We start from the raw sequence: 13,714 nt of genomic DNA, 5'->3' as shown, positions 1-13,714 counted from the left end.
CATGACGACGACGGACGCGGCCGGCCTGACGGCAGGGGCGGCACAGCCGGTCGTCCGGCCCGGAAGGCTCAAGGTCTTCCTGGGCGCGGCCCCCGGGGTCGGAAAGACGTACCGCATGCTCGACGAGGCCCACCGCCGGGTGGCGCGCGGGGCGGATGTGGTGGTCGGTTTCGTGGAGTGCCACCGGCGCCGGCACACCGAGGCGAAGCTCGACGGCCTGGAGATGCTGCCCTTGGCCGGCCACGACTACCGAGGGGGCCGGTACGCGGAGTTGGACCGGGAGGCGCTGCTGTCCCGGCGTCCGCAGGTGGTGCTGATCGACGAGCTCGCCCACACCAACGTCCCGGGCGGCGGCCGGCACCCGAAGCGCTGGCAGGACGTCGAGGACATCCTCGCCGCCGGGATCGACGTCGTCACCACCCTCAACATCCAGCACCTGGAGTCGCTGAGCGACGTCGTCGAGAAGATCACCGGGGTGCCGCAGCGCGAGACGGTGCCCGACGAGTTCGTACGCCGCGCCGACGAGATCGAGCTGGTCGACATACCCCCCGAGGGGCTTCGGCGTCGAATGGCCCACGGCAACGTCTATCCCCCGGAACGGATCGACGCCTCCCTCGCCAACTACTTCCGCCCCGGCAACCTCATCGCGCTGCGGGAGCTGGCCCTGCTGTGGCTGGCCGGACGAGTGGACGAGGCGCTCCACAAGTACCGCGTCGAGCACGGCATCGGGGACGTCTGGGAGACCCGAGAGCGGGTAGTGGTGGCGCTCACGGGCGGCCCTGAGGGCGAGACCCTGATCCGTCGCGCCGCCCGCATCGCCGGCCGCTCCGCAGGGGGCGAACTGCTCGCCGTACACATCGCACGCAGCGATGGTCTCGCCGCCGGGGTCTCGCACGCGGCGCTCGCCGCGCAGCGGGCCCTCGTCGAGGACCTGGGCGGCAGCTACCACTCCGTCGTCGGCGACGAAGTACCCACCGCCCTCGTGGACTTCGCCACGGCGGAGAACGCCACCCAGCTCGTCCTCGGTACGAGCCGCCGCCGCAGGCTGGAACGTTTCCTCACCGGCCCGGGAATCGGCGAGACGGTCGTCGGGCTCTCCGGGGACATCGACGTCCACATCGTCACGCACGAGCGGGCCGGCCACGGCCGGCTGCTGCCCTCCCGCCGCCGCACGCTGCCCACCTCCCGCCTCATCGCCGGGCCCGTGGCCGGCGTCGTCCTCCCGGTACTGCTCACCCTCGCCCTGGACCGGATGCGCGGCACCCTGAACCTGACCAGCGAGGCACTGCTGTTCCTGGTGGCGGTCGTGGGCGTGGCCTGCATCGGAGGCGTCGCCTCCGCCGTGATCGCGGCGCTGACCGCCGCCCTGCTCCTCAACTACTGGTTCATGCCGCCCATAGGCGAGTTCACCATGAGCGACCCGGACAGCGTGCTGGCGCTGGTGGTCTTCGCCGTCGTCGCCGCCACCGTGGCCGCCGCCGCGGACAGGTCCCTACGGCTCTCCCGCCGCGCGGCCCGGGCCGCGGCCGAGGCCGAGACGATGTCCTCCCTCGCGGGCAGCATCGTGCGCGGCGACCAGACGATACCGGCCCTGCTGGAACGGACCCGGGAGACCTTCGGCATGGACACCGTCGAGCTGGCGCCGGGAGCGCCTGACTCCGGTTCCGGTACGGAGAGCGGGCACCGCATCCGTGGCGGACCGGGCCCCGACCTGGTGGTCGCGGCCGGACCCGGGGACGTCCTCGTCCTGCGCGGCCGTACGCTGCCGTCCTCCGAGCGCCGCGTCCTGGCCGCCTTCGCCGCCCACGTCGGCGCCGCGGTCGAGCGGGCCCGCCTGGCCGAGGCCGCCGCCGAAGTCGAACCCATCAAGGCCGCCGACCGCCTGCGCACCGCCCTGCTGCGGGCCGTCAGCCACGACCTGCGGACCCCGCTGGCCGGGGCGTTGGCCGCGATCGGCTCGCTGCGCGCCCCGGACGTGGACTTCTCCGAGGAGGACCGGGCGGAGCTGCTCGAATCCGCCGAGATGTCTCTGAACCGGCTGAACCGGCTGGTGGAGAACCTGCTCGACCTCAGCCGCCTGCAAGCCGGCGCCCTCACCCTCGAACTGCGGGCCACCACTCTCGAGGAAGTCCTGCCCGCCGCTCTGGATTCACTTGACCTGCCGTCGGCGGATACGCCCGGCATCGACGTTCAGAACCTGGAGACCGTGCCGGCGCTGCAGGCCGACCCCCCTCTGCTCGAACGGGTCCTGGCGAACCTGGTCGGCAACGCGGTCCGCCACGCCCCCAAGGACCATCCCGTGCTGGTGACGGCGAGCGCCCTGGCCGGCCGGGTCGAGGTCAGGATCGCCGACCGGGGCCCCGGGATCGCCGCCGATGACCGCGAGCGGGCCTTCGAGCCTTTCCAGCGCCTCGGCGACCGCGACAACACCGCCGGTCTCGGCCTCGGCCTCGCCCTGGCCCGCGGGCTCACCGAGGCCATGGACGGCACTCTCACCGCTGAGGACACCCCTGGTGGCGGTCTGACCATGGTCCTGTCCCTGCCCGCGGCCGATCACTGATGCGGGCGCAGAACGGCTCTGACCGGCGTGTCCTTGCCAACCCACCGTCTTCGGGCCGAGTGATCTCGCATTCACCGGCATCGCAGCACCGCACAGTCCTGGCCCTGGATCACACAGGGTGAGGTCATTTCCACCATGGGGGAACGCATGTCATTCGACGAAGAATGGGCGCAGCTCAAGTCAGCCGCTGCCGACAAGCAGACCGCCATGCGGCTCAATCAGCTGGATCCCGGAGGAGGAGGAGCGGGGCCGCAGGGGGACCTGGTGGTCACCCAGAAGGACTTGGCCGCCGTCGGGGACGCGGCGTTCAAGCTCCGCCAGCGGCTCGGCACCGACGGGGACCACGCCAAGGCCAGCACGTACGAGGCTGCGGGCTCCTTGAAGAAGGACTTCGCCCTGGGTGCAGCCCTCTCGACGGTCGCCGACAAATGGCACGACCAGGTCGGCACCCTGCTGGACGCCTGCGCCCACATCTCCAACCACCTGGACTACACCCAGAACGCGCACGCCGAAGACGAGTACTGGATCGCCACCCAGTTCAAGTTCGCGCAGCTCAACGCAGGCTTCGAGGAAAGGGCGCAGCACTGATGGACCTGGACGCACTGCGCTTCGCGGACTTCTCGAAGCTGTCCACGGCCGTGGCCGACTGGACGGCCATGGCCACCAAGCTGTGGGAGCTGGAGTCGGATGCCCGCGGCGATCTCGGCGGGAAAGCCGCGAAGGCGGACTGGGCAGGGGTGAACGCGACCGTGACGCGGGAGTTCATCGGCAAGACCGCCAAGGAGTTCGCGGACGCCGCGACCGAGGCGACCAGCATCGGGAACATCCTGCGCGACACCCACGGCGAGCTCGTCGACTACAAGACCAGGCTGAACGAAGCCATCCGGCGCGGGCTGGAGAAGAACCTCACGGTCGTGGGGACGGGTGACGGCAGCTTCACCGTCACGATGAACGTCCACCCCGACCGCGCCGCCAAGGGCACCTCGGTGCCCGAGCACACCGAGGCCGATGCGACCGCACTGCGGGACGAGGTGCAGCGGATCCTGGAGGGTGCGACCGAGAGCGACACCACGGCGGCGCAAGCTCTGACGATGCTGGTCAGCCAGACCCCGTACGGCTTCTCCGACGCCGCCTACTACGACCGCGACCGCGCGGCAGACGCCATAAAGGACGCCGACCGGATCGCGAAGCTCCTCAAAACCAAGGGAGACGACATGTCCCCCGAGGAGTTCGACAGGCTGAACGCCGACCTGGCCAAGTACAAGGACGACCGGCTCTTCCAGGAAAGGCTCGCCACCACCGTCGGCCCGCGCGGCCTGCTCGACTTCTGGGCGGACCTGGCCGACCCGTCCGACGGCGGCGCCCTGCAGCGCTCCCGCCACGACCAGCTCGGCGACTTCCAGCGCAACCTCTCCTTCACCCTGGCCGGCGCCACCCAGTCCGACAGCCCGGCCATGCGCACCTGGGAGAACGACATGGTCAAGCTCGGCGAGGAGCGGATCCAGACCCGCGGCACCCAGGTCTACGGATACCAGGTGATGAGCAACCTCATGCGCAGCGGCGACTGGGACAACCGCTTTCTGAACGACTACGGCAACGCGCTCGTCGCGACGGAGAAGAAGATGAAGCTCCCGGCCAACTACTGGAACGGCGGCGTCCCGCCGGTGCCGAAGATGAACTTCATCGGTGAGGACTTCGGCCGCGACCCCATGACCGGCTTCATGACGGCCCTCGCCGCCAGCCCGAACGCCGCCACGGAGTTCTTCAACACCACGCAGCCGACCGACAATGCCCAGTACGTCCTCGGCGACCGCCAGACCTTCGACGACACCCCTTTGGACAGCAAGGACGGCAACGCGGCCCGCGAGGCCACCGGCGCCGCCTTGGTCTCCGCCGCCACCGGCGTCAACCCGAACGACCCCACGGGCCGCCCGGCGGACCTCACCCCCGAGCACCGCCAAGTACTGGACCGCTCCCTGAAGTACCTCTCCGAGCGCGGCGACGAGTTCCCGCCCGAGATGCGCGACGACATGGCCAAGGTCCTCACGGCCCACAGCGACGTCGTCCACCACTCGGCCAGCTCACTCGCCGACGACGAGAAGGACCCCCGCCTGCTGGACCGCCATCAGCTGCTGGAGGTCAGCAAGCAGATCTCCCGCGACCAGGACTCGTACGGCATGCTCAACGAGGCCATGAACCGCGAAATGATCAAGGACATTCACGGGGACCACCCCAGCGACCCCAAGGAGAACCTGGTGCGAGCCGGCGCCACGGTGGGCTTCCTGGAAGAGGCCCGCTACCAGGCCCTGAAGACCGACAAGGACGACCCCTCGTGGGATGCCAAGTGGCTCTACCACGGCTTCGGCGGCGCCGCGAACTTCATCCCCGTCGTCGGTGACGCCGCGCAGCGGGGGGTCGACGCCCTCGCCTACCAGTGGCAGCTCGACGAGCAGGCGCGGATCAACGCCGAGACCACGCGCCAGAACGGCGCCACCTTCACGGGCCGCGAGCGGCAGCTCCAGGCCCTCGCGGACGAATGGGCGAAGGCCAATGCCGGCGCCGGCAACAACCGCTACATGCTCACGTCCGAGATCAACGGGGCGGCCTTCGACGGCAACCAGAAGGCCCAGGGCCTGGCAGGCGCCCAGTGAGCCGCCATCGTGCCACTGCCCTGGCCCTGGTCCTGCTGGCCGGTGCGGCAGGGTGCGCGCAGGGCCAGGACTACGCGGTACCCGGCGATGTGTGCGGCGTCGAGGTGCGGCCCGCTCTGCTGAAACCGCTGCTCCCGCCAGGTGGTTCGTTCAAGCAGGGCGACACCAGCGAGCGCGGTGGAGACATCACCGGTTGCGGGATGGAGGTCGACAAGCGCCGCGAGCTGACGTTCCAGGCGAGCCTGGTGGCTGCGAATGTGGACCCTCTGCAGGTCAAGAGCCGTAACCTCCTGAGCGCCGGGAATCCCCAGAAGGCGGACATCGGCACCGATGCGCGGATCGCGGACAGCGCGGCGATGGCGTACAGCGCGTGCACGTACAAGGGTGAGCCGCACCGATACGTGGTGGAGGTCTGGGTACGGAAAGCTCCGACCGACGTCAATGAACGCCGCGAGGATCTCGCCCGCTTCATCGCCGCCTACCTGCCGGCCGCGCAGAAGGCAGCCGGCTGCGCCCTTTGACCAGAAGCACTATCCCCTTCGACTTGAGGAGTCGGTCTGTGCGGTACGACGACGAACCGGTCTTCAGACGGAGCAAGTGGGGTACGAAACGCTACTACTACAACCCCCACAACCCCTTCGGGCTCGCCCTCATCATCGTCACCCTGCTCTTCGTCGGGACGATGCTGGTCCTCATGGCTAACCGGGCAGGACCCTTCAAGCCCTCGCCCGCCCGAGCACCATGGAGCCCGCCGCCGTACGACTACTCCCGGCCGTCGCCTTCGATCAGCCCACCGGGCCCTTGAAGCCGATGGGGTTCCCGCCGTGGGAGCCCCATCAAGATGGCGTAGCCATCACATCAGCGGTGCGTCAGGGTCCGGCTCCAGAGCCTCTACCAGCCCTAACGTCGCTCTCATGGAACGCTTCACACGTGCCCGGGCGGGTGCGCACGGCGCCGCAGCGGCCCCTCCCGGGCCCTTCGTGCACGACATCCGCTGGGCCGGTGAGTGGCGCTCCGCGATCGGTGTGGCGTTCCTCCTCTTCACGGCCCTGTTCGCCGTGGACGCCGGTTTCGGAAGCCTCGACCTGACACGCGGCGCCCTGTGGACTGGCCTCGCGGTCCTTCTCTTCGTGATCTTGCGCCCGCCTCGGGTCTCCATTCGTCCTGGACTGCTGAGCGCCGGCGGATTGCTCATGACGGACACGGTCCGCACCGACTTCCTCGTCTCGGTCCGGTGGTACGACGGGGTGGCCCAGCGGATGGTCCTTCGGGACACGCACGGAAGCCGGGTCGAGATCGACCCGGCCGTCCTGGTTCGCAACCCGGCGATGTGGCACCTCCTCGACATGGACACGCGCGCGTCGATCCAGCGCGGCACCCTGCTCCCCGGCGTGACCGCGCTGCAGCAGCTGGCGCAGCACATCGATCGCGAAACGGCACAGACGGTCTTCAAGGTCTCCGGCTTGGAGTGACCGCTCACACCTTCACACCGGTCAGTGGTCCTGCTTGCGTGCTGCTGCCGGAAGCGTGAGCACCACGGCGAACCCGGGCCCGTCGGTGGCCGGTTCGAGAGTCCCGCCCATGCTCTCCGTGAGGTCGCGGGACATCCGCAGGGCCAGGCTGTCGGCGGATCGGCTCGGGTGTGCCCCGGACCCTGCCTCCTGCGCCCCCTCGGGTCTTCCGTCAGTGATGCGGATCTCCACCGAGCCGGGGCTGGTCTCGGCCGTCAGCTGCGCGCGCCGGTCCGGCGGACTGTGCCTCTGGGCCTCGGCCGCCAGCGTGGTGAGCACGCGGGTGAGGACGGCTGCGTCGGCGATCACGTCGGGCAGCCGCTCCGGAAGGATGCAGCGCAGCGTATGGCCGGGACCGAGATCGTCCATCACGGCGGTCAGCAGTTCGTCGAGGTCCACCGGGCGCAGGTAGAGATCGAGTGCGCCCGCGTGCAGTCGGCTCAGGTCGTCGAGATCCGAGACCAGCTGGTCCGCGCGGCGCAAGGCCCCTCGGGCCGTGTCGAGGAGACGGGCCTCCTCGGGGTCCGCGAGGTCGCGCAGGCTGCTCAGCGCGTCGTCAGCCGTACGGAGCGGCCCCCGCAGGTCTCGGCCCGCGATGCGGAGCAGTGAGGCCCTGGTGTGCTCCGCAGTGGCGCGCAGGTCCGTTTCGGCGTCGTGGGCGGCAAGCCGTCCGTGGGAGTACGCCATACCCAACTGGGCAGCGCACGCTGCCAGCACGCGCTGATCTTCGCTGCTCAGCGGTCGTCCGCGGGCCGCCAGGGAGATGTCGTCGCCAACGGGGCTCTCCACATCGGCGTCGTAGGGACGCTCGGGTGGATCAACGCCGGTGCTGGCGACGACGTACCAGCGGGGCTCGGCGGCATGCCCGGTATCCCTTTCCAGCAGGCTGACCGCGTCCAGGCCGAAGTCCTCCCGTACCTGTTCGAGCAGGGTCGGCAAGTCCTGGCCGTGCATCATGGCGGTGGCCAGTCGGCTCAGCGCCCTGGCCTCGGAGCTCGCTCGGACGGCCTGGTACGTGCGTTGGGCTGCCGTTCCTGCGGCCATGCCGACCACGACGGCCGTGACGACGTACACCACCAGTGCGAGGACGTCGGCGGGGTACTCGACGCGCAGCGAGTGCAGCGGCGGGGTGAAGTAGTAGTCGGCGAGCAGGCTGGCGGCGAGTGCGGCCAGCAGGGCGGGGACGAGACCCCCGACCAGGGCGATGACGACGACGGCCAGCAGGTAGAGCACCAGGGCGAGGGAGAGGTCCACGTGCTCGCCCAGGAGGACCAGGAGGAGGGTCAGGACCGGGAGGGCAATTGCGGCGAGCACGATCGCCGTCCAGAACCGCCGTGGCCCGGTGGCGCGGCTGGGGTGCGGCAGCCGGAGGGCGGAGGACGACCCTGCGGCGTGTTCGTGGGTCACGACCAGCACGTCGATGGGGCCGGACCGCTGGATCGTCCGGTGCCCGACGCCTCCGCGGAGGAACGTGGAGACCCTGCCGCGGCGGCTAGCGCCCAGCACGATCTGGGTGACGCCTTCGGCCTCCGCGAACTGGAGCAGTTCCTCGGGGATGTCGTCGCCGGTGGTCTGGTGGTAGCTCCCGCCCAACGACTCCACCAGCTCACGCTGGGCTGCGAGGCTCGCCTGATCCCCATGGGTGAGGCCGTCGCTCGGCACGACGTGCAACGCCAGCAGCTCACTGCCTGGCACGCGGGCCGTGATCCGGGCCGCGCGGCGGATCAGCGTGCCGCCCTCGGGGCCGCCGGTGAGGGCGACCATGATGCGTTCGCGGGTCTCCCAGGGGGTGGTGATGCCGTGCTCGGCGCGGTAGCGCTGGAGCCCCTCCTCGACGCGGTCGGCAAGCCACAGCAGGGCGAGCTCCCGCAGCGCGGTGAGGTTGCCGACACGGAAGTAGTGGGTGAGAGCGGCCTCGATGCGCTCCGAGGGATAGATCTCGCCGTGCAGCATGCGCCGGCGCAGCAGCTCGGGCGGCAGGTCGACCAGTTCGATCTGGTCCGCTCGGCGCGCCACCTCGTCGGGCAGGGTCTCCCGCTGCGGGACACCGGTGATCTGCCGGACCACGTCACCGAGAGACTCCAGGTGCTGGACGTTGAGCGTGGTGACGACGTCGATGCCCGCGTCCAGGAGTTCCTCGACGTCCTGCCATCGCTTGGTACGGCGTGAGCCGGGCACGTTGGTGTGCGCCAGCTCGTCGACCAGGGCGACCTGCGGACGGCGCGTGAGCACCGCGTCCAGGTCCATCTCGGTGAACGTCGCCCCCCGGTACTCCAGGGTGCTCCGGGGAATGATCTCCAGACCCTCGGCGAGGGCCGCGGTGGGCCGTCGACCGTGCGGCTCGACGAACCCGACGACCACATCGGCACCGGCCCCTGCCAGACGCTGCCCCTCCTCGAGCATCGCGTACGTCTTCCCCACCCCGGGGGCGGCCCCGAGGTAGATCCGCAATCGCCCACGCGCCATGGACGGGCTCCTGCCCGCTCGTCACTGCTGCTCGCCGTCCTCCTTCCATGGTGCTCTCCCGCAGTCTCCGCTGCGCGGGGCTCGTGGATCGTGCGGCCGGGCGCCGTGTCAGCCCTGCCGGGTACGCGGCGGGCGCTGGGCCCGCGTGATCAGCACCAAACCGAGGAGGACGGCCACCACACCCGGCATGGTGGCGACGGAACGATAGACGGGATCGACCGCCAGGAGACCGATCACCTGAGAACCCAGCGCGGCGGCGATCAACAGCTGAGCCCAGCCAAACAGGCGCAGCCGGACGATGTGCCGCCGCTGCCAGGGCAGCAGCCAGCCACGGCTGAGCGCCGCCACACCGGAGGCAGCGAGCAACAGCGCCACCACCCCTATGGGTACCGCGACGTACAGGCCAAATCCCACGGCGACCCTCCCTTTCCGTGGGAGGGATCATGTCAGGCCGCCTTCGGCTCACCTTCGGGAGGTCGCGGTGACGCCAGCCACGCCCGACGTCGATCAACGTTTCCCCCGACTTCCAGCCCGTCTCCTCCGCGTGGCTTCCCGCCGCCCCGGACCGTAAGGCCGATAGCCGATCGGTGGAACCACTCCATCGGGGCCGGACCTCGGCGCCGTCACTCGATCGGCGAAAGCTGCGCCGTGGCGCTCGGACGTAGGACAGGCTGGTGCGGTACGCATTCGGCATCCCGAGGCAGGAGCTCACGAGCGTGTCCGCGAGTGTTGCAGCACATGACCAGGTACCCCTTCCCACGGCAACGACGTGCCATTGGGCCCTCTGGCGGGAATGGACGTACCGCTGTGGCAGACGGCGAGCGGCTCGGTGCTCCATCTGTCGGCGGAGTGCAGGGCGTTCCGTGTTCCTCCGCAGCGGGCTGGCGTCAGCCTGCGAGTGCCGGATCGTGGAAGCATGGCCGAACTTCCGGAGCCCGGGGGGTGCCGGCGTTGCCCCAACCCGTTCCCCGACTACTACACGCAGGCCCGCCGTCTGATCTCACGCATGGAGGAACTGGCGACACTCGCGGGCCGGCTCTCCTCCGGGCATGACCTGGAGGCGTACTGCGACGTCCTTACGTTCGGGCTCCACGGGCCCGACTGGAGCAACCCGGGAGACGCCCATCGCCTCCTGCGGAAGCCGCTCTCAGCACTGGGCGCCGCCCGTGATCGGCTGGCAGAACTCCATGCCGACGCCTACGGCAGCGGGAAGGCTCAGGAAGAGCTCCTCCTGATCGGGACGGCCGCGCTTCTCGACTCAGACTTCCGGCGCCGTCGGCCGGGGAAGTTCCGGCTCCCGTGGCAGGAGACCTGGGAGGAGATCTGCGAGCAGGCCCTCGACGCGCAGGAGGTGAAGGAGTCGTCATCGGGTACTGCACGCTATGGCTACCAGTCCGGCTTCGACCGGTGGTGCGAGAGCTGGCTCAATGCCCTGATGTGTCTCACCCCTGCCGAGCAGGAAAATCACGCCTCCCCAGTAGCGGCACGTTGGGCGCGCGCGTACGCCGTCCTGGAGCGGTTGATCAAGCGCGACCTACAGGATGAACCGTGGGTGGTCAGGATGACCGATCAACTGCACCACGCGGGGCGCGGAATGGTCACCGGCATCGCTGCTTCCATGGCCGAGCCGGTGGTCGTGGCCTACGACGGACGCGAGGGGATCGATCTCCCGTGGCCAGCCCAGTACCTCCTCTGGGCCCAATATCCAGGCGGTGTCCGCCCAGCCGGCTCCAGCCAACACCGTCTCACGGCAGTCCCCCGGCTCTTCACCCTCCTCGACGGTCTCTCGCGCCGCTCCCTGCGGTTGATCAGCGACACCGAATGGCACGACTCACCAACCGTGTACCAAGAAGCCATCGACAACGTCCCCAAGGCCGCGTTCTCGCCCGACGCCCACTGCTGGTGGAACACCCAAGCAGCCGGCCGACTCCCCCACCTCCTGTCCATGGCACGCGCAGACGCCGCCTCCGCGCAGCAACAGGCACAGCGCGCCCAGGCGCCCTGGCGGTAAAACGGCCACAGCCTCGGGCTCAACGAAGCCTGCCAAACCGGCCACGCCGCGAACTGCTCTCTGGTTGAGTGGCTCAATGGAGCACCAGGATTATCTTGGCCACCGCCTCATCGAAGTAGCCCTTCTTCCCGCGAGGGTGGTCTACCTCATCGCTGAAGACAGCACGAGCGGTTTCCGGGCGGCGGTGCGGACGGCAACCCAACGCTGGGGCGGCATGACCGAGCCGATCATCGAAGCCTCTACGGATGCTGGCACCGTCGCGACGGCGGAGCTGATCCGAGTCGCGGATGTCCAAGCGCTCGTCAATGTGAACGCCGACCCTGGACGTGCTCAGGAACTTGCCGACTCCTGGAATCTTCCGCTCGTGGCCCTCGACGCCATGGGCTCGACAGGAATCTGGCAGTTCACGAGCCGGCCTGAGGCTGCCTGCCACAACCTGATCGGGCCGGCAGCGGACACCTGCTTCCGGGCAGATCCGGAGGGACCGCTCTGGGCCGTGGCAGTGGCGGGCATCTACGACGCTCCAGACGAAGCCGCGTACCAAGGTCCCGTGATCCCCGCGCAGGACACTCTCCTCGGCGCCGCACAGAGCACCGGCGCCACGGCCCTCCAGCAAGGCATGGCCGGCTTTCAGGAACACCAGCGCTCAAGTCAGAGCGTGCATGACGAGCTGCCGATCGTTGTCGTCATTGCCCGGCCGGATTCTCTGCCCGACGTCCTGTGGTTTTGGAATGCTCGTGCTCTGCGCTTGCACGTACACACCGAGATGCCCCTCTTGCTGTTCCCCGACGATGCACCGAAGAACTGGATCAACTTCGCGCGCGACATCCGGCTGGCACAGGTCCACTCGGGGCTCCGCGTTCAACCGGACGTCGTCTTCATCAGTCAGAGCGTTGCGGAAGATGACCTGCACGAAGCGGCGCATCAGGCCGGTCTCGTCGCATCGTTCGACGATGAACTCCGCCACAGCCGTCTTGCTGAGGCTCCTGAGCCTCTGACCTACGCGATCAACGTGGACGTCTCTTCAGGATGGCTCTTCGATCGCCGGTGGGGTGCCATGAAGCGCAGCGGTTTCAACCAGTTCGCCGGGCCGAGCCGGTTCGACGTCAAGCTGCCCGTCATCCTGCAGCACCCCGCAGCCGGTCTGCTGCGCCTTGCCGGGGAGCCCTTCAACGGTCTTCCGAAGCATCCCGTGGTCGCTCGTATGATCACGGAACAAGGCAGGGGTCAGATTCGGCTTCCGGCGTCCTGGCACGGCGACCAACTACAGATGCCCGTTTCCCTTCCGTGGTTGGACTGGCCGCGGCTGACACTGACCATCCCGAAGCCGGCGGAGGTCGTACCTCGGCTCCTGAACGAAGTCACCAAGCAGTTCGAGCTGTCCACGCCGGGGAAGATCGGCGTCACCATCGCCCAGCAGTCCGACATCGGTGCACTTCTCGACCTACTCGTCGCCGAATCCCTCACCGCCCTCAAGACCGAGCGCACCGAGCACTTCATCAAGGCGCTGGACCATCGCATTCCCGGACGCATCCTGCTCGAGGATGCCAGAGAGCTCGCCCGCGAATTCGGTGGACGCATGGACCGGAAGTTCCGCTCCGCCACGAACGCCCTGAACAACTGGCGACCCCAACAGGTGACCCCCGCGCTCGAGAGGGCTTGTGAACAGGGGTGGGCCGAGCGTGGGCTTGGACTGGACTGCGAGCAGTGCAAACTGCACAGCTTCATCCCGCTGCAAGCGAGCACCGGCCAGGCGGTCTGCCCTGCCTGCTCGGCACCGGATCGGTACGGGCGGGACAACGGTAAGTCCGTCGAGATCATGTACCGCCTCAACGGGTTCATCGACCGAGCCGTTGACAACGGCGTGCTCACCCACCTGCTCCTCGTCGCCGCCCTGAAAGAACGCGCCCCCGACTCACACTTCCTCCCCGGCGTCGACGTTGTCTTCGACGACGGCGACACGAAAGAAGTCGACATCTTTGGCGTCTACGAGGGGAAGGTCCTCGCAGGCGAGGCGAAGGTCAGCGCCGCCGAGTTCGCCAAGAAAGGCCAGATCCGCCGTGACGTCGAACTCAGCCACCGTCTCAAGGCCGACGTGCACGTCATGGCGGCGATTGACATCATCCCCGAGCCGCTCCTTCAGGAAGCCCGGGAACACTGCAGAATGGCCGGCCTCGAACTTCTCGTCCTGCATGAACCCGATCTCCGGCCTCGCCTGGCGGAAGCGCGCACCGAACGGGACCGCCAGGCCGAGGCCCAGGCACGAGCGCAACAAAGCCGACGACGAAAGCCGTAGCTCGCCCCGCAATGGATGCCACCCCGGCGCAGGGCATCAGGCGACGTCGCCGCGCGACGCTTCAGGGTGCCGTGTTCCAGCGGGACCGGCGCCATCAGCCTGGTGATCATCTGACCACGACACCAGTGATCATGATGGGCTACAGGAAGCCGCCAACGACGTGCCACGATGCGCGCTCGTGCGCTCCCTGCCGCGCCGGAACTTATTAGGCCATCCTGG

The 13,714-nt window shown here is 69.0% G+C and carries 10 protein-coding genes; 8 read left to right on the top strand and 2 right to left on the bottom strand.

The window, feature by feature from the left end:
• Position 1 precedes the first annotated feature (1 nt).
• The 6 genes from ACXNSR_RS33975 (at position 2) to ACXNSR_RS33950 (ending at position 6,683) form a co-directional block, all read left to right on the top strand.
• On the top strand, positions 2–2,560 hold the full coding sequence (locus ACXNSR_RS33975) for a sensor histidine kinase (protein ID WP_458639170.1): 2,559 nt from the start codon (positions 2–4) through the stop codon (positions 2,558–2,560).
• 147 nt (positions 2,561–2,707) lie between these two features.
• Complete coding sequence (locus ACXNSR_RS33970; protein WP_458639169.1) at positions 2,708–3,148, top strand: hypothetical protein; 441 nt, start codon at positions 2,708–2,710, stop codon at positions 3,146–3,148.
• A complete protein-coding gene (locus ACXNSR_RS33965; protein ID WP_458639168.1) occupies positions 3,148–5,211 on the top strand; it encodes a hypothetical protein in 2,064 nt (687 codons plus the stop codon). Before ACXNSR_RS33970 ends, ACXNSR_RS33965 begins: the two co-directional genes overlap by 1 nt.
• Positions 5,208–5,732 (top strand): hypothetical protein, encoded by a 525-nt coding sequence (locus ACXNSR_RS33960; RefSeq protein ID WP_458639167.1) that lies wholly within the window; start codon positions 5,208–5,210, stop codon positions 5,730–5,732. The genes ACXNSR_RS33965 and ACXNSR_RS33960 overlap by 4 nt, the downstream gene beginning before the upstream one ends.
• Before the next feature lie 38 nt (positions 5,733–5,770).
• Positions 5,771–6,016: a hypothetical protein gene (locus ACXNSR_RS33955; protein ID WP_458639166.1), complete on the top strand. Its 246-nt coding sequence runs from the start codon at positions 5,771–5,773 to the stop codon at positions 6,014–6,016.
• A gap of 109 nt (positions 6,017–6,125) precedes the next feature.
• Positions 6,126–6,683 (top strand): hypothetical protein, encoded by a 558-nt coding sequence (locus tag ACXNSR_RS33950; protein WP_458639165.1) that lies wholly within the window; start codon positions 6,126–6,128, stop codon positions 6,681–6,683.
• Positions 6,684–6,704: 21 nt separating this feature from the next.
• Here the strand turns inward: ACXNSR_RS33950 and ACXNSR_RS33945 are convergent, their stop codons facing one another.
• Both ACXNSR_RS33945 and ACXNSR_RS33940 read right to left on the bottom strand, forming a co-directional pair.
• Positions 6,705–9,188, bottom strand: coding sequence for a DUF4118 domain-containing protein (locus ACXNSR_RS33945; protein WP_458639164.1), 2,484 nt, complete (start codon positions 9,186–9,188; stop codon positions 6,705–6,707).
• A gap of 108 nt (positions 9,189–9,296) precedes the next feature.
• A complete protein-coding gene (locus ACXNSR_RS33940) occupies positions 9,297–9,602 on the bottom strand; it encodes a hypothetical protein (protein ID WP_458639163.1) in 306 nt (101 codons plus the stop codon).
• A 502-nt stretch (positions 9,603–10,104) separates the two neighbouring features.
• Here ACXNSR_RS33940 and ACXNSR_RS33935 point away from each other — a divergent pair.
• Complete coding sequence (locus ACXNSR_RS33935; protein WP_458639162.1) at positions 10,105–11,199, top strand: hypothetical protein; 1,095 nt, start codon at positions 10,105–10,107, stop codon at positions 11,197–11,199.
• Positions 11,200–11,275: 76 nt separating this feature from the next.
• The gene (locus ACXNSR_RS33930; protein ID WP_458639161.1) at positions 11,276–13,495 is read left to right on the top strand and encodes a hypothetical protein; all 2,220 of its coding nucleotides are present in this window, start codon (positions 11,276–11,278) and stop codon (positions 13,493–13,495) included.
• The last annotated feature ends 219 nt before the right edge of the window (positions 13,496–13,714 follow it).

The sequence above is a fragment of the Streptomyces sp. NC-S4 genome (assembly GCF_054353315.1).
Note: the sequence above shows the minus strand (reverse complement) of the source record. Positions and strands in the feature narration are given on the sequence as shown.